The 15,824-nt window shown below is 56.8% G+C and carries 10 protein-coding genes and 5 pseudogenes; 5 read left to right on the top strand and 10 right to left on the bottom strand.

The genetic code is table 11. From position 1 onward, the window contains the following. Positions 1-230 precede the first annotated feature (230 nt). Together B0G69_RS38870 and B0G69_RS41610 are read left to right on the top strand one after the other, a co-directional pair. Positions 231-1,145, top strand: a pseudogene (locus tag B0G69_RS38870) (IS5 family transposase); the annotation flags it as partial. Further along, positions 1,131-1,707: pseudogene (locus tag B0G69_RS41610) on the top strand (IS6 family transposase); the annotation flags it as partial. The pseudogenes B0G69_RS38870 and B0G69_RS41610, both read left to right, overlap by 15 nt. Before the next feature lie 184 nt (positions 1,708-1,891). Here B0G69_RS41610 and B0G69_RS38865 read toward each other — a convergent pair. Further along, positions 1,892-2,638, bottom strand: coding sequence for a beta-ketoacyl-ACP reductase (locus B0G69_RS38865; protein WP_121325324.1), 747 nt, complete (start codon positions 2,636-2,638; stop codon positions 1,892-1,894). Further along, the gene (locus B0G69_RS38860) at positions 2,628-3,170 is read right to left on the bottom strand and encodes a hypothetical protein (RefSeq protein WP_121325323.1); all 543 of its coding nucleotides are present in this window, start codon (positions 3,168-3,170) and stop codon (positions 2,628-2,630) included. The genes B0G69_RS38865 and B0G69_RS38860 overlap by 11 nt, the downstream gene beginning before the upstream one ends. Before the next feature lie 337 nt (positions 3,171-3,507). Here B0G69_RS38860 and B0G69_RS38855 point away from each other — a divergent pair. Continuing rightward, positions 3,508-3,660: pseudogene (locus B0G69_RS38855) on the top strand (IS6 family transposase); the annotation flags it as partial. Positions 3,661-4,076: 416 nt separating this feature from the next. Here the strand turns inward: B0G69_RS38855 and B0G69_RS38840 are convergent. Genes B0G69_RS38840 through B0G69_RS38815 form a run of 6 tightly spaced genes read right to left on the bottom strand, consistent with a single transcriptional unit; the run spans position 4,077 to position 10,578 of the window. Further along, on the bottom strand, positions 4,077-5,234 hold the full coding sequence (locus B0G69_RS38840; protein ID WP_121325321.1) for a PLP-dependent aminotransferase family protein: 1,158 nt from the start codon (positions 5,232-5,234) through the stop codon (positions 4,077-4,079). 18 nt (positions 5,235-5,252) lie between these two features. Next, positions 5,253-6,836, bottom strand: coding sequence for a class I tRNA ligase family protein (locus B0G69_RS38835; RefSeq protein ID WP_121325320.1), 1,584 nt, complete (start codon positions 6,834-6,836; stop codon positions 5,253-5,255). Between the two features lies 1 nt (position 6,837). Continuing rightward, complete coding sequence (locus B0G69_RS38830; RefSeq protein ID WP_121325319.1) at positions 6,838-7,173, bottom strand: cupin domain-containing protein; 336 nt, start codon at positions 7,171-7,173, stop codon at positions 6,838-6,840. A 16-nt stretch (positions 7,174-7,189) separates the two neighbouring features. Next, positions 7,190-7,969 (bottom strand): phytanoyl-CoA dioxygenase family protein, encoded by a 780-nt coding sequence (locus tag B0G69_RS38825; RefSeq protein WP_121325318.1) that lies wholly within the window; start codon positions 7,967-7,969, stop codon positions 7,190-7,192. Positions 7,970-8,009: 40 nt separating this feature from the next. Then, complete coding sequence (locus B0G69_RS38820) at positions 8,010-9,251, bottom strand: MFS transporter (protein ID WP_121325317.1); 1,242 nt, start codon at positions 9,249-9,251, stop codon at positions 8,010-8,012. Positions 9,252-9,255: 4 nt separating this feature from the next. Next, positions 9,256-10,578, bottom strand: a complete 1,323-nt coding sequence (locus B0G69_RS38815; protein ID WP_121325316.1) for a SidA/IucD/PvdA family monooxygenase — start codon at positions 10,576-10,578, stop codon at positions 9,256-9,258. Between the two features lie 496 nt (positions 10,579-11,074). On the opposite strand from B0G69_RS38815, the pseudogene B0G69_RS38810 reads away from it, so the two are divergent. Then, a pseudogene (locus tag B0G69_RS38810) lies at positions 11,075-12,197 on the top strand (IS3 family transposase). A gap of 288 nt (positions 12,198-12,485) precedes the next feature. Here the strand turns inward: B0G69_RS38810 and B0G69_RS38805 are convergent. Continuing rightward, a complete protein-coding gene (locus B0G69_RS38805; RefSeq protein WP_241991734.1) occupies positions 12,486-13,556 on the bottom strand; it encodes a porin in 1,071 nt (356 codons plus the stop codon). 298 nt (positions 13,557-13,854) lie between these two features. Here B0G69_RS38805 and B0G69_RS42620 point away from each other — a divergent pair. Next, positions 13,855-14,338 (top strand): annotated as a pseudogene (locus B0G69_RS42620) (transposase); the annotation flags it as partial. A 166-nt stretch (positions 14,339-14,504) separates the two neighbouring features. Here the strand turns inward: B0G69_RS42620 and B0G69_RS38795 are convergent. Next, positions 14,505-15,803, bottom strand: coding sequence for a cytochrome P450 (locus B0G69_RS38795; protein WP_121325313.1), 1,299 nt, complete (start codon positions 15,801-15,803; stop codon positions 14,505-14,507). Between the last annotated feature and the right edge of the window lie 21 nt (positions 15,804-15,824).

Genomic DNA, 15,824 nt, shown 5'->3' with positions numbered 1-15,824 from the left:
CCGCGCAAATGATGGTGGCATGCTGACAAGAAGCGCGTCAACCCGTGTTTTAACTTAAGGAAGGTCTGCACAACTCGTCTTCGAAGTGCCTCCCTTGCGGTTTCAGCGTGGCGTCAACGTTGAGAGAATGTTAGGGCTTTAGCAGGTTGCGGAAATACCTCGCGCGGAAGTCATCGCGACGGATAGTAAAAGCGTTGATATGAGAAGCTCACCTGCCCCCCAAGGAGATCATGCGCGGCGCCGACACGTTCACCGAAAGTCTGTTTTCCGTGCGTAAGCTGGACGATTTCGTTCCGGACTCGCATCCGCTGCGCTCGATTCGCGTCATGGCGAATGAGGCGCTGGCGAAGATGGACCGGTTGTTCGCCGGAATGTATGAGGCTGACACCAAGGGAGGTCGGCCAAGCATCGCGCCAGAGAAACTGCTGCGGGCGATGCTGCTGCAGGTGCTGTACAGCATCAGGTCCGAACGCCAGCTCATGGAACAAACGCAATACAATCTGCTTTTTCGATGGTTTATCGGCCTGTCGATGGACGATTCAGTGTGGGTGCCGACGGTGTTCACGAAGAACCGCGAACGTTTAATCCGGCACGACGCGGTGGTCGAATTCTTCAACGAAGTGCTGGCCATCGCGCAGAAGAAGAACTGGTTGTCGGGCGAGCACTTCAGCGTGGATGGCACGCTGATCCAGGCGTGGGCGGGGCACAAGAGCTTTGTGCGCAAGGACAGTGACGACAGCGATAACGACGGTGGCAGTGGCGACGGCGGCTTCAGGGATAGCAGGCGAAGCAATGACACGCACGAGTCCCGGACCGATCCCGATGCACGGCTTTACCGCAAGGGCAAGACGGCTAGCGAACTGCGTTACATGGGCCACACGCTGACTGACGACCGTCATGGACTGGTGGTCAACGCCCGCGTGAGTCGTGCTGACGGGCATGCCGAACGTGATGCGGCCAAGGTCATGATCAACGATGCGCGGCAAACGGCGCGCGATGCGGCTGCGCCAATCACGCTGGGTGCGGACAAGGGTTACGACGCGCAGGAATTCATCGAAGCGTGCCAGCAGATGAAGGTCACGCCGCACGTGGCACAGAACACCTCGGGTCGTCGTTCAGCTGTGCCCGATGCCATCGCGCACAGCGTGGACTGTTGGGTGAAGCGCTTCACGCCGGAGTTCGTCAGGCGCTGGAATCGTTTTGGCATACCCACAGGGCGGTCATGGCGCGTTGACGAAACCTACCTGAAGGTTGGTGGCAAATGGGTCTATCTGTACCGTGCGGTAGATCGAGCCGGCCAGACGATAGACTTCATGCTCAGAGCGAAACGTGACGTGGTCGCGGCCAAAGCCTTTTTCAGCGAGGCAATCAAACATCAGGGCCAGGCGCCGGAGACGATCACGCTCGATCGGTATGCCGCCTCACACCGGGCGGTGCGTGAAAATGAAAGCCGACGGCCTGCTGCCAAAGGGCACAAAGATCCGGTCCTCGAAGTACCTCAACAATCTGATCGAGCAGGATCATCGAAACATCAAGTTCAGAACGAACCTGATGCTCGGCTTCAAACGATTCAGGAATGCCATGACCACGATTTCAGGCATCGAATTGACGCATCATATTCGCAAGGTTCAGTTCAACTTCTCCATGCTCGGGCTTAAAGATACCGCTGCTCCCGCTGTCTGGAATGCCGTCCTTTTCAATCGATAAGGTATCCATACCGATAGGAAAAATATCGGCCTGACCAGCCATTTGCACCAGAACCGCCGTATGAACCGTCCGTGCCTCCTAGCCTCGAATCATGAGGCAGGCACCGCGCCGAGTCCTGCCCGTTGGCCGGGCAATGCCGCTGTCCTAGCCGGAAGTTGTGTGACGCGCGCCAGATTGTCGTCTTTCATCGCATGTGCATGCCGCCGTTGATGGCGAAATCCGCGCCGGTGACAAAACCGGCGTCGTCAGAACAGAGAAAGTCTACTAGGGCTGCGATTTCGTCCGGTTGACCGAGGCGGCCCAACGGAATCTGCGGGAGGATCTTCGTTTCCATCACGTCCTTTGGGACCGCCGCGGTCATCGCCGTGGCAAGGTAGCCAGGTGATACCGTGTTGACGGTCACGCCGTGTCTGGCCACCTCCAGCGCGAGCGACATCGTGAAGCCGTGAATGCCTGCCTTGGCCGCCGCGTAATTGGTCTGGCCGAACGCGCCGCGCGCGCCGTTCACCGAACTGACATTGACGATCCGCCCGAACTGCCGCTTGAGCATTCCGCCGAGCAGCGGTTTGGTCATGTTGAACATGGAATCGAGATCGGTGCGCAGCACCTTGTCCCAATCTTCCTTGTTCATCCTGACAAAAGTCGAGTCGCGGGTGATGGCCGCGTTGTTCACCAGAATGTCCACCGTACCGAATTCGGCGAGCACGCGCTCGGCGCAATGGGCGCACGAATCGAAGCTGGAGACGTCGGCCTCATAGGCGACGAAATGGCGACCGGCATCGCGTTCATGGATGAGCCAGGTGGCAACGTGATCGTTGCGCTCGGAGTGCGACATGGTGACCACCATGCCCGCATCGTGAAGACGCCGGCTGATCGCGGCGCCCAAGCCACCCATGCCACCGGTAATGAAAGCTACGCGCTTAGCCGGCATGATGCTCGCCCTGCTTCGGACGGTTGCTGGAGGCCGGCGATTTAGCCGAAGTCTCCGGCGTAACCTGACTGGAGACGCCGCCTCGGCCCGCTTGTCCGCAGGCCATGCCCGCCGCCGTGCTTTCCATACGTCGCAGCCATTCCTGCCACGGCAGCATGAGCGGATTCATGGGGGCATGCGTCGGCCATTGCTCGCTCCAGGCCGATTGCCAGGTCGCCGACGCTTCGCGCAGGCCTTCGCTAAATCCGCTTTGCAGCCGCACGGCAGAGTCCAGCCCTTGCTGCCAGAGGTTTGTGGTGGTCGCCATGTAATCGCGCACCGCGGACTGGTAAGACGCCGAGAGTTCGCTCCAGTCATGAGCGGTCGACACCGCGTTGCGAATGGCATGCGCCGCCGCCAGATCGCGCCGGATGCGCTGCATCTCGAACTCGGAAACCCACTGCCGGGCTTCGTGGCTGAAACTCCCCATTTGCAGCGCAAACGAGAGATTCGCGCGGTACAGATCGAAGGGTGTGACGGATTTTCCTGCCATGATGGCTCTCCTGACGTGATGAAGCGGTCCGCATGCGTGCAACGGGAGGCTGCGGCAAATGTGTGCGCGGCAGCAGTGCGTCCAATGTACACGAGGCAGTCAGAAGTTGGTTGACTCGTGTCAACCGCGAATTAGCTTTCCGCGAACGCGAACGCTTTGCGCTGTACGTCGGCCGTTTCGCCGTGCGTTCTGATGTGATGGACGACTCCCGCTGCGCAGCGAGAGATTTATGTCAGAGCGGAGAGGTCGTGATATCCACGGAAAAGGAGTGTTCATCATGAAGATAGCGATTGTTGGACTGGATCTGGCTGATACAAAGTCGCTGATAAGTGAATCGATGAAGATGCCGAACCCGAGGTTGGCCAAGGTGCTGAAGCGCCTGCATTATCCACTGGAAGTGATTCCGACGTGTGTGCGCTGGTATGTCGCGTATCCACTGAGTCTGCGTCATCTGGAGGAGATGATGGCCGAACGCGGAATCGAGGTCGACCGATGGCGTTCGACCGGAATGCTGGCCGGATCGACGACATGGCACTCAATGTGTCGGGGGCTGCAGCGCGCGACAGATCCAGAGCGCGTCCTGCCCGGCCTTATAGCTCACGATGATCCGTACGTCTCGAGCGCGAAGAATTTCAAGGTTCGATCCGCGATCCGGCATTACCTGCTTGTCTTGATGACGGTGGGGCGACCGCAAAGAGCCTCCGGGAGTGGGGAAATGATCGCCGGTCGCGTAGTCGAGATAGTGCGCTTGATTGGCTTTGGTCCTCGCGATGCAGGTATCTTTCTTTTTGACTCTGTGCTCTATGGCGACGAGTTCGATCTATGGACGGTCTTCTGTTCGTATACGAACCTTTTCAGCGATGATCTGTACATCTCGCACCGACTATCCGTAGTACTTGGCATTCTCTAGCCACGCCGCTTAAAGCGCGTCGATGTCAGAAGGCTCGCATGCGCATCGTCTATCTGAGCCAAGCCGCGCTCGATCAAACGCGGTTGGAGATAGCTGAAGCTTAACCGTACACGGGCTGCACCGCACGGTCCATGGTGCTTTCCTTCGACGAGTTTCACATTGTGCTTCCGGCGCACCTCGCCGACCAATTCGGCGGAATCGACGCCTTCGGCAAGCGAGACCCAGAACGAAAATCCTCCACTCGGAATCTCGTAATCCGGTTTGCAGAATCGGCAGGCCTGTAACAGCCTATGCATTGCGTCGCGCTTGCTCCGGTAGTGCGTCCTTAGGTGTTCGACGTGAGCGTCCAAAGACGACGACTGCAATAAGGCGAGCGCCATATTGCTTACAATGGGACTCACACCTCCATCGCATTTCAGGTGGGCTAAGCGGTCGACAATTTCCGGCTCGGCCAGCACCCAGCCTACGCGAAGACCGGGGCCTAAGATTTTGGAGAAGCTATGCACATTGATGATGTTACCACCCGCCTGCAGAATCTCGGGTGACGCGCAATCATAGGGCAACTCGCTATAAACCAGGTCCTGCACCAGCCGCACGCCGTTGCGGGACAGTAGAGCCTCCACCTCGACCATATGCCGGTGTGCAAAGTATTGTCCAGTCGGATTGTGGAACGCCGGAGTGGTGTAGTACAACTTGGCTCGCCCCTTTGCGTGCAGCAATGCTTGTTCGAGCAGATCGAGGTCGACGCCCGAGGGATCCGCACCTACTTGAACCACCGTGGCGCCCGCAATAGAGAAGATGCGCAACGCACCGAGATAGGACGGGTCCTCGGTCAGCACGACGTCTCCTGGGTCGATAAAAGCATCGGCGAGCAGTTGCAGGGCTTGTGAAGCGCCGTTCGTCAGAATGACATTGCCGCGCGCCAACCGGTACCTTTGGCCAAGCTGTCCGCGCAGTTCTGGAAGGCCATAGGCGTCGGTGTACTGCGGTAGGTCGGAGATGCTGACGCCGGTCTCGACGGTAAGCGGGTCCGGCCATTGCAAGCGGGCGAACGTCAAAGGATCGGGAAGCCCATACGCGAAGTTGACTGTGTCCTTGCCTGAGGTGTAGTCGAATACCCCATAACTGAGCGAAGTGCGACTGCGCATCGACATGACTGGCTCCATCGTGGGTTACGCGGCATCGACGGCGCGCTGGAAGCGCGATTGATATTGGCGGATGAACGAGTCGGCAATCGGCATTCCGAACGGCGGAAATTCGGCCGTCGCTCTGGGAGGCGTAGCCAATAGCGTGGCGTTTGCGCCGAGTGCTGGTGTCCAATTCTCGCCAAAGAACACGTTTCCATAGCGTTCGGCCAGCACTGGCATCACGGGATGGAGCATGCTCAGAAAGACGGATACGTGCACCGGCCGCCACGTTTCCGGGCTCGTGCCGAAGACCGTCGCGACGAAGTATTCGTCAATCAGATCGAGGGCGTTCCAGAAGCGTACCTGGTCCATCGCGGTGATATAACGTTGGACTATGTCGTCGTGCGCCGGCGTAAGACCGTTTCCATCGATATTCGCCGAGTGCAGTGAATCGCGGCGGAGGGCGCTTTCCCACGCAAGGATGTGCGAAGCCGACCGGATCAGTTCGCCGATCTGGAAATCGTTATTGTTGGTGCCGAACGGCTTGGCAATCCGAGCGAGCGCATAGCGCAACACACTCGGGTCGACCTGCCGGGATACTTCATCTGCCCAGAGTGCGTGGTCGCGGCTGGTCGAGAACTTCTCGCCCTCCAATTTGTAGAAGTCCTGTATCGAATGATTTGCCGGAAGCGGATAGCCGCGCGCAAGCAGGCTGCCAGTCACGCCGATGGTGTAGTAGAAGCGGTTATCCTGGCCCATGAAAAACAGGAGGCGTGTATCGGGGGCGCGCATCACGGTGTCGTAGTTGACCTCGTCGCGCGCGCACTGCAAGCGGATCCCCGTCTCGAAACACCAAAGCCCTTCGAACCACGTCATCAACGTTTGCCCCGCAATCTTCGCGGGTGCTTCAAGTGTCACACCCCGGTCGAAAATACGCGACATAGGCAGCGGCCGCAATTCGTCACGCAACCATGCACGCGCTTCACGCTGGATCGTTTGATCCCATTCACTCCCCTTGATCGCGCCGTCAAGCATGGCTGCCATGCGAGGGATGTCGAAAACCGCCTGTTCGATGGGGCGAAGCGATAGCGGTTTGCCGCACGACGTGTGGACTGGCGTTCGCAACTTCGAGTGCTGTTGCGCCAAACCGCAGTTTTCGCACAAGTTGCTGTCGGTGGACGCATCGCACGCGGGGCAGAGGCCGACGGCAAGCGAATCGGCCACGAACTCGTCACAGTTTTCGCAGTAGAGTTGATGGCCATCACGCACATCAATGTAGCCTGCGGCTTCCAGTTCGCGAAAGATCTTCAGACTGTTCTGCTTGTGCGTAGCGTCGGTTGTTCTGATGAAGACATCGGGCTCGATGTGCATTGCCCGCAAGCAATCCATTATCTCGTCAATATGCAACTGCGCGACTTCGTCAATCGGGCGACCGAGCTTGCGCGCCTTCACTACTGTGTAGGTGCCATGCTCGTCCGCACCTGTCACGTGGTAGGCGAGGTGACCTCTCATGCGTTGAAAGCGAACGAAAAGATCGGTGAGCAGATAGACCCCGCCAATATGGCCGAGATGCAGTTTGCCGTTCGGGCAGGGCGGTGCGGGGCAAACGAAAAAAGTGCGTGTGTTCACGTTAGCCCCACCATATCGATAGAAATTTCAGGCTCGCTGCCGGCTCGGTATTGCGAATCGCGTGCTCCTGATTCGGCTCGATATAGAGCAGCGTTGAATCTGCGACTGGCCGCGCCTGACCATGCACCTCGAAGACTCCCTTGCCTGAAATGAGTATCCACAGTTCATGCTCGGAATGGGAGTGCAGATTGACAGCGCCCGCCGGCACGACCTCAACAATCGACGTGCCGAACGCTGTTGTCAGGCCAGCGGGCAGATGTTCGAGCAGCCGGCAAACAAGAACGCCGTATTCCGGCCGCATCATGGATTGGTCAATCTGCTTTGTGTACACGCACATCCTCCGGTGAATTACATTAGGTGCGATAGAAAATGCCATTTGGCGGCTTCAGATCGTGGATATCCGATTCCTTGCCTTCGGGTGGGTTGTAGGCACGCTTCAGTTTGTTGTATTCCGTACGCGTGGGGCCACCAGTTGAGGCGCGCTGGAACACCAGATAGAGCGTGCGGCGCGAACGGTTGCTTTTGTTGGGCTGCGAATAGTGCGGCGCGTAGTCGTCGAAGACGAAGATGTCGCCGGCCTTCCAGGGCACGGGTTCCCACTTGAACGTCTCGGCCACCTCCGGATGAATCACGCCGCCGGCGTCCATCGGAAACACACCTTTCTGATGGTTGCCCGGACTGAAGAACAGGCCACCGTTGTCCGGATCGGAATCGTCGATGCCGATGGCGACAACGGCATGCACCATGCGTTCAGGAATGTTGTGCGGGATGTGATAGATGTCCTGATGCGGATGATACCCGCCGCTGTCCGGGTACTTGAAGATGAGCAGTTCCTTGAGCATGCGGGTATCTTCATCGAGAAGCGATTCGACGACCGTCTGGACGCGCTTGTCGGCCAGCAACAAGTCGCGCAGCTCGTTGTTGAAGTCCAAAAAGTTCTCTATCTTTGACACGATCCTGCGGTCGTCCTCGGTCTTCTCGAACCACATCATCCATTTGTTGTCGCTGATTTCCCACCGCGAGACATCGTTGACCAGAGCAGAAATCTTTTCGCGGGTGACCGGATCGAAAAAGCCCTCTACTTTTAGATATCCATCTTCGTGCCACTTGGATTTTTGCGTTTCATTCAGCATACGAACCACCTCGTTAAAGAACGGAGTTTTCAAGGAGAAGTCAGGCGGCGAAATGCGCCTTCATGCGCATGACGCCGAGTAGCCCCACATTGGCGAGTACGGCGCCTAGCAGGACGACGAGCATTGCATCGGCGCCGAAAACGTGAATCAGGGCGCCACATAGGAAAGGGCATCCGAACAGACCGATGAAATAGGCAAGCGTAAAGATTTGCGAAGTCACCGGCACCGAAACGCCGTGGTCTCCGGCGAGGTTCACGGCCATGCCGTTCAGGGTCGAGTAGCTCAGTCCGTAGCCGGTGGCGAATAGCGCGGTAGCGACGATATAAAGCGTCGTGCTGCCGTGGTTCAACAGGAACAGTACGAGCGAGGCGCCGGTCAGCAAAAACAATGCGAGCGCCAGGCGCGCGGGCTTGATGCGTCCCATGGTTCTCGCGAGCGACAAGCGCAGTGCCACGCTGGTTATCGTGAACGTCAGGAAGAACAGGTCTGGCCTGAGGTTACGCGAGACGGCATAGGGTGTCTGGTAAGTCGCCAGCCCGGCGAAGACACAGGCTGCCAGTGCGATCATTGCGATCGGCACTGCTGTTCGTGCCCTGAGCAGGGCCAACGTGTCGGTCGCGGTAATGGCCATGCGCGTCATCGGCAAACAGGACCTATCCCTCATCGCCTCGGTGGCGACCTTGACGCAGACTGCCGACACCGCGCATGCCGCAGCGAACAGAAGGTAGGCCAGCGCGATCGAGCCGGTATGTTGGGCGATCAGGCGGCTCAAAGGCGCCGCCATGCCGAGGCCGGCCATTTGCGTGCCGGAGACGAAGGTCAGGTACTGGATACGCGCGTTGGGGCGCAGATGATGGATGATTTGCAGCGGCGCGAGTATGAAGAACACGGACCACCCAGCGCCCAACAGCAAACCGCCTGCATAGACGGCACGAATGTCCATTGGCGCAGCGGCGAAGCAGAGCATGCTGCCTGCCATGACGAGCGAGGCCAGCGCGACGGTCGGCATGACACCGATACGCTGGGCTATGCGCCCAGCCATGCAGCAGCAGATCATGGTCGAGACCATGCCGCTCGAAATCACGGCGCCGGCGACATCGCTCTTCATGCCCAGGGATTGCAGGTACTCGGGCAGGAGAAAACTCGTCCCGTACGAAGCGGCGATCACCAGTGACGCGATCAGAAACGGAATGAACGCCCGTAATTGGAGGGATGCCGGCAAGTGCTCGGCGTGTGAGATCGCACGCTCGCCAGTCGATAGATAAATGGAGGAGCCAGTCATGCGCTTACGCCACTGCCGGTTGATGCGAGGCCTGAGGCGCGTCGCACAGTATCGATCCTGCTTCAGTCTCCTGATCCTCAAGGCTGTCGAGCAGTTGCCGGTCCGGAACATCCGGATAGAACGCACGACCTAGCAGACTGTTGATGATGCGGCTGTTCCTGTACGCGACCAGCGAAAGATTGACGCTTTGCAGGCCATGCTGCACGCGGCTTTGGTTTTGCAGATACACGGGACCCGGCATTGACGCATCGAAGCGCACGGCGTAATCGGGATCGAGCGTTGGCAGACCGTCTTCACGGCTTGCGCCGTCAAGCAACTTCTGAACGAATGGCAAATGGCGCGGCTGAAAACCGGTTGCTAGGATGATTCTGTCCGCGCTTATCCCGTTGCGCTGCGACGTGACGAGCGAGGTCAACCCGATATGCCAGCGACCGCTGTGGCGTGTGATCTCGTCCATTGTCACCGAAGGCAACAGACGAAAGCAGTCGGCTAGCGTGCCATGGACGCTGCGTTCGTACAACGCTTCATAGAGCCGGTTGCACAGGCTGGCGGAGATGCCGTCGCTGGTGAGCTTTTCGCTTTCGACAATGGCCCAGCGCCGCTGGATCGGCAGCGTGTGAAAGCGTTGGCTATAACTGGGCATGTATGCTTCATTGACAAATGCGTTGTCGTCCATCGCAAACAGATTGGCGCGCGACGTCGCCCAAGTGATCTTGTCGGGACCTGACTCGGTCAGCATGTGCTCGACGACTTCCGCGCCGCTCTGCCCGCCGCCCACCACCAGCACATGTTCGTCTTCGCTGAACGGTTTCCGGTTAAGGTAGTCGTCTACGTGATAGACCGTCTCGCCAACCACCTGCCGCGCACATGCCGGCACCTTGGGTTCGACGCCGACCCCGACCACTACTGCGCGCGCATGATATGTGCGCGCGGTAGTGGTCACGCAATAGCCCTTATTGCAAGGCCTGATATCGATCACCTCCTCGCCGAATCGAAGCGTGTCTAGGCATTGCGCGACCCATTGGTAATAGTGGGTGAACTCACGTCGCGACGTGCTGTTTCCACCTTTATTCACGAAGCTGTACAGGCGTCGATGTACTGCGAGATAGTTGAGAAAGGAATATGGGCTTGTGGGATTCACCAGGGTCACACAATCCTTGAGCGGCGACACCTGGAGTTGACTTTGGGGCAGCATGAGCCCCGGATGCCAGGAGAATTTTACGCGCTTCTCAAAGAAAAGCGCTCGCAAACCGGTGGGCTGAATGAGCGCCGCGAGGCTTAGATTGAACGGTCCAATACCAATACCGATGACGTCTAGCATGTCCATAGGAACTTGTTCCGCCGTTAGAGGGGAATTGGCGAACCGATATAGTGCAGCGCAATTCCCGTAGACTAAGATTGAGGCGGTGGTGCCGCCGGCGTACTGCGTAGCCGATGCCCGCTGCAGGAAAACGAAAGCCGTAGATGACGATCGCTCTTCTTCCCAATGGCATTCTGACCAGCGCTATGCTTGGTTTGACATTACCTCGGGCCGCCTGGGTGAATCATAAGAGGAATTGAGACGCTGAACACCCTGAACATACGCAAACCTTGCGGTGCGTCAATTGTCCACGTGGCGTTGTCGGATTCAGACGCCGGATCACCCGCAGTCCAAAGAGAATTGTCACGTTGCTCAGTGGTTCGGATAACATCCGGGACTCAGAACATCGAATCGGTCTATCGTGGTCATCGCTTCCGGCGATCGTCATCAATCGCGTCGTGCGATGGTCAGGCAGGTTGAAAAAAGTGGATGCCAACATTCCGTAAAATTGAGGAATGGAGGCATTGATGAACCGAATCCCAAGGCTGTGTACACGAAGGAAATTCGTGAAGAAGCAGTAAAGCTGGTAATAGCCGATGGCCTCGGCGTGTCCGAAGCCGCGTGTCAATTGTCAATTTCGATGAAGACGTTAGCAAACTGGGTTGGTGCTGCAAAGGACGGCAAGCTGGAGAATGTTGCGCAGCATCAGAGACCACTGACAGAGGTCGACTGTTAAAAAAGTTCGCAACGTACTTCGCGACCGAGTCGCGGTGAAGTACGGCGTAACTGAACAGATGCGACAGCAATATCCAGTGCGTTCAATGTGCCGGTTCATGGGCGTGTCCATCAGTGGCTAGCGTGCCTGGCGCAAACGGCCGCTGTCGTTACACGCTCAGCAAGAGCGTCGATTCGAAGCACAGGTGCGTGCAGCTCACGAGCGGACGCGAGAAACCTTTGGCCCGGAACGGCTACAGAACGATTTGGCGCACCACGGCGTCCAGATTGGTGTTCACCGCATCATGCGTTTGCGCACGAAGCTCGGCCTGCGCTGCAAGAAAAAACGGAAGTTCAAGGCGACGACCAATTCAACGCACGACCTGCCAGTCGCTCCGGATATACTGGACGAGGACTTCCGTGCGAGCGTTTCGAATCAGGCTTGGCGTAGTGACATCACTTACGTCGCGACCGATGAGGGATGGCTGTATCTGCCCGGCCCCAAGGACCTGTTTAGCGGAGAAGTAGTCGGCTATGCGATGAGCGAGCGCATGACAAAACAGCTGGTAACGCGGGCGCTGTTTCGTGCCGTCGCGTCGCACTGATCACCGGCCAGTCTAATACAGTATTCGGACCGCGGCAGCCAGTACTGCGCCCATGCCTATCAGAAGCTCCTCAAACAGTCCGGCATGCAGGCCTCAATGAGCAGACGCGGAAATTGTTTCGATAACGCACCAATTGAATCATTCTGGGGCTCACTGAAAAATGAACTCGTCTATCATCGCAAGTTCGCGACCCGCGACCAGGCCCGCAACGAGATCACGGAATACATCGAAATCTTTTACAACCGGGAGCGCACACAGGCGCGCTTGGACTATCTGTCGCCGGCCGCTTTCACGCAGCGATTCCATTTGATTAAAACCGCTGCTTAACCCGTTGCCGTCCACGAATTCCGACAGACCTCAAAGTTGATCAGGTCGGCCAGTCGCACCAACGGGTGCTTCAGGCTGATCTGCTCTGGCAGCGGCTGCCGGAGAAATCTTGTTCCGGCAGAGGCGTCTTTGGACCATCTGCACCTCGTCGAAAAATGCAGGATTTACGCGTCAATATGCCAAGTTCCCGCAATTCCCACAACACCATTTCGGCCCCAAAGCCATGCCATATAAGGCTCGCCGGATTGTTCAGGCTCGACTAATTAGCCGCGGATTTTCAACTTCAATCTAGAAGGTCGTTCGCATTCCGAATCTAAACACGCGTGCCGTGGAGTTGGGGTGTGCCGGTTCCCCGTAATATAGGGCTTGCCCCAACGTGTAAGCGGACCCATTTTTATTTTTTGTTTGTGCATACCCGATATATATATTGGTGTTTTTAAAAAGAGAATAAAAAACACCTAGTCCTACAATGTACGAGTTTTTTGACTGAGTAATTCCATTCGAGGAGTCAATCAATTTGATAACTTGTGCCATTAATACGGTCGAGCGGGTGATTTGGTAGCTCGCCCCAAGATTGGCAATTGCATACCGCAACGAATTATTCAACGATGCTGCGCCAGTTATGATCGAATAGTCATCTTTAGTGTATCCGAGATACACTCTTACCGGCCCAATCCCATAGTTACCGCCGACACCCCATGCTTTGTAATATCCCTGATCCAATGCGTCTCTCTGATAGACATATCCGGCATGAAACCTTGCGGGGCCATTGGTGTAATTGATTGCTCCGCTAAAAGTTGTTCCGCCACTTGTAGATTTCGCAACACCGCCGAGACCGTACATCAACGCAACCGAGAATCCATAAATTTTCGGGGATGAGTAGAGAACGGAATTATTAACGCGGCACGTAATGACCTCTGTAAGAAGCGTAGCTTGGACGGTACCATTAGGCAAAGTACGATCAACGCCCCAGATGCTCCCTCCTAAGCCTCCCAAAAAAACGTCGTCATCACTCATAGCAAGAAACTCTGGCGAGTATTGACGACCAAAAGTTAAAGTCCCTTCAGGACCTTCGAAGCCAATATACGCTTGCCGGCCGAAAAGTGCACCGCCCTGCTGTATGGTGCCGGCATTAGGCGCGAAACCACTCTCAAGTCTGAAAATAGCTTTGTAACCGTTGCCGAAGACTTGGCTACCCATAAGGCCAAGTCGCGATCCGAACGTGCCGCCATTCGACATTTTAATTAAGGTTCCTCTGCCCTGATTTGAGATATCAATGAGAACATCTAATGCCCCATATAGCGTAACGCCACTCTGCGCTCGGCTTGAATCGCACGCTAATCCAAAAAATACTCCCATCACCACTGCGCATACCGATTTTATCATTTGGAAGCCAAATCTCTTTTTGCTTCTGATGAGCCAATTTCATGTTCATTGAACAAATCCGACAGAAGATGGAGTTGCATGGAGTAACAGAAAAAATCGATGCCATGCGCACTCCGTTACTATCTTCACGCCTCGATAATTGAGAATTGGGAATCTAGGCCCGGCATGATTCTTCAAGTTGCAGTCGTGAGCCGGGGGCACCGGGCTTGGTGGGGCAGGTGATCGCTAATAGGAGTTCAGCCGGAACATCGTTAGGCCATCCAGTACGTGAATGCGGAGACTTGCCGCCGATGTTGCAGACCGAGCCGTGCAACGTGCGAAGCCCTCGATGCATGAAAAGCCAACAACATCGCTTAGTCGACCCATTCATGAGCGTTGACGTAGGCAAAGGTCACCATCACCCCGTAGCCCTCGGCCGAACCCGAAAGCGTTGGTACAGCAAGGCGCTGGCCAGCCGATGAGGCCAAGCTGTGCACGCATCTCTGAACTGAAGACGTTCGGTGAACTTTTGTTCGTCGTAGATCACCCTCACCATCGAAACATTGTCCGTGGCAGTCGCTCCTGACCTTGATGTCCTAGTCGCATCCTTACCAGCCTGGCTTTGCGCCGCATTGCCGACCTTGCTCGATGGCAATGCCAAGATTGATGCGCGCGATGCCGCTGTCATTGCTATAGCCGCGCGCTCAATGCCGCTTACACTGCGCTGCCTCCGACTGGCTGACGTACTGCTCGCCGAAATCACCATGTTGTTCGGCCGCCACAACCCACGCTGCATGCAGAGGTGCGGAAAGAGGACACTCGGTTCATCGTCAAGCCCGAGCTCATATGCGGCATCATGCCGGGACCCGTACATAGGCGGCTGGTAAGTTCCGCAGTGAAGGCCGAGCTCAAGGGTTCACTCCAACTACAGGCTCCGGTGGCTCAATGCGGATGCACCACGCAACGAACTGGAAGATGCTTCGGGCCGCTCACGAAGCTGGACGCAACGAATTCGATTTCGCCCGCCGGCTCAATAAGCCGCAACCTCGGGACCAGTTCCTCAAACAAGATGCGCATTTCCATGTTCGCGAGATGCTGACCCAGGCACACGTGGGCGCCGACGCCGAAAGCGAGATGCCGGTTCGGTTTGCGGTCGATATTAAATGCGAACGGCTCAGGGAAGACTTGCTCGTCACGATTTGCCGAGCCATAGCAGAGCATCAGCCAATCGCCCTTGCGGATTGTCCGACCCCGGACGTTGGTGTCGGCAGTCGCTGTACGCATGAAATGACGCACCGGCGATGCGTAGCGAAGGGTTTCGTCGATAAACTGCGGAATCAGCGAACGATCCGCCTGTAGTCGCGGCAGTAGCTCAGGGAAGCGGCTCAACGCCCACATCGCGACCGATATGGACGACGAAACGGTATCATGTCCTGCTGCGGCGATGATCACGTAATAGCCAAGACGGGTCGCTTCATCGATAGGCTGTCCATTGATCACCGCGTTGGCCAGCAAGCTTGCGATATCGTTACGTGGGTTCTTCCGGCGGTCTTCGGTCAGGCGGTCGAAATAATCCTTGAAGTCGGCCACAATGGACAGCAGAGCCTTGCCCATCGCACCGCTCGCATCGCCTTGGCGCTGCACTTCGCGCTTGTATTCGGCATCCTCGCTTCCGAACATCTCCTGAGTCAGCGTCAACATGCGCAGGGAATCTTCCTGCGGAACGCCGAGAATATCCATGATCACGTTCAGTGGGAAATGCAATGCAAAGTCATTCGCGAAATCGATCACTTGCCCGCTGTGATGCAACAGCTTCGCGATCGTCATATTTGCCAGCGATCGAATGCGGTCGTCAAGCTCGAGAATGCTGTTCGGCATGAACCACGACTGTGTCAGCGCACGTAGACTCTTGTGCTCGTCGCCGTCGACGTGCACGAGCGATCGGACGATGTTTGGACTACCGGTGGTGGAAATGACATGCTCGATAGACGCTCTTGGCCTGCAGACGACGGAATAGTCGCCGTTGCGGAACAAGACATTGTCTCGTGAGATCATGGAGACGTCGGCGTGTTTCGTGACCACCCAGAACGGATCATGTCCGTCCGCCATTGCGCGCCCGACAGGGTTGTTTGCGCGCGCCCAAGTATAGGTTTCATGGAGACGATTGAGGTTTGTATAGGACTGCGGATCAACCAGATAGTTTGCTATGTCTTTCGGTAGGTCGTAATTTGGCATGTTCATGATATTGATAGTGCGGTTTGT

This window comes from Paraburkholderia sp. RAU2J (assembly GCF_003634845.1).
GTDB lineage: Bacteria > Pseudomonadota > Gammaproteobacteria > Burkholderiales > Burkholderiaceae > Paraburkholderia > Paraburkholderia fynbosensis.
This window is presented reverse-complemented; position numbering and strand designations above follow the sequence as displayed.

Excerpts from the sequence above, each read along its gene's own strand:
- B0G69_RS38795 (WP_121325313.1), bottom strand. The coding sequence starts at position 15,803 with ATGAACATGCCAAATTACGACCTACCGAAAGACATAGCAAACTATCTG.
- B0G69_RS38805 (WP_241991734.1), bottom strand. The coding sequence starts at position 13,556 with ATGGGAGTATTTTTTGGATTAGCGTGCGATTCAAGCCGAGCGCAGAGT.
- B0G69_RS38860 (WP_121325323.1), bottom strand. The coding sequence starts at position 3,170 with ATGGCAGGAAAATCCGTCACACCCTTCGATCTGTACCGCGCGAATCTC.
- B0G69_RS38820 (WP_121325317.1), bottom strand. The coding sequence starts at position 9,251 with ATGACTGGCTCCTCCATTTATCTATCGACTGGCGAGCGTGCGATCTCA.
- B0G69_RS38815 (WP_121325316.1), bottom strand. The coding sequence starts at position 10,578 with ATGGACATGCTAGACGTCATCGGTATTGGTATTGGACCGTTCAATCTA.
- B0G69_RS38865 (WP_121325324.1), bottom strand. The coding sequence starts at position 2,638 with ATGCCGGCTAAGCGCGTAGCTTTCATTACCGGTGGCATGGGTGGCTTG.
- B0G69_RS38840 (WP_121325321.1), bottom strand. The coding sequence starts at position 5,234 with ATGTCGATGCGCAGTCGCACTTCGCTCAGTTATGGGGTATTCGACTAC.
- B0G69_RS38830 (WP_121325319.1), bottom strand. The coding sequence starts at position 7,173 with ATGTGCGTGTACACAAAGCAGATTGACCAATCCATGATGCGGCCGGAA.
- B0G69_RS38825 (WP_121325318.1), bottom strand. The coding sequence starts at position 7,969 with ATGCTGAATGAAACGCAAAAATCCAAGTGGCACGAAGATGGATATCTA.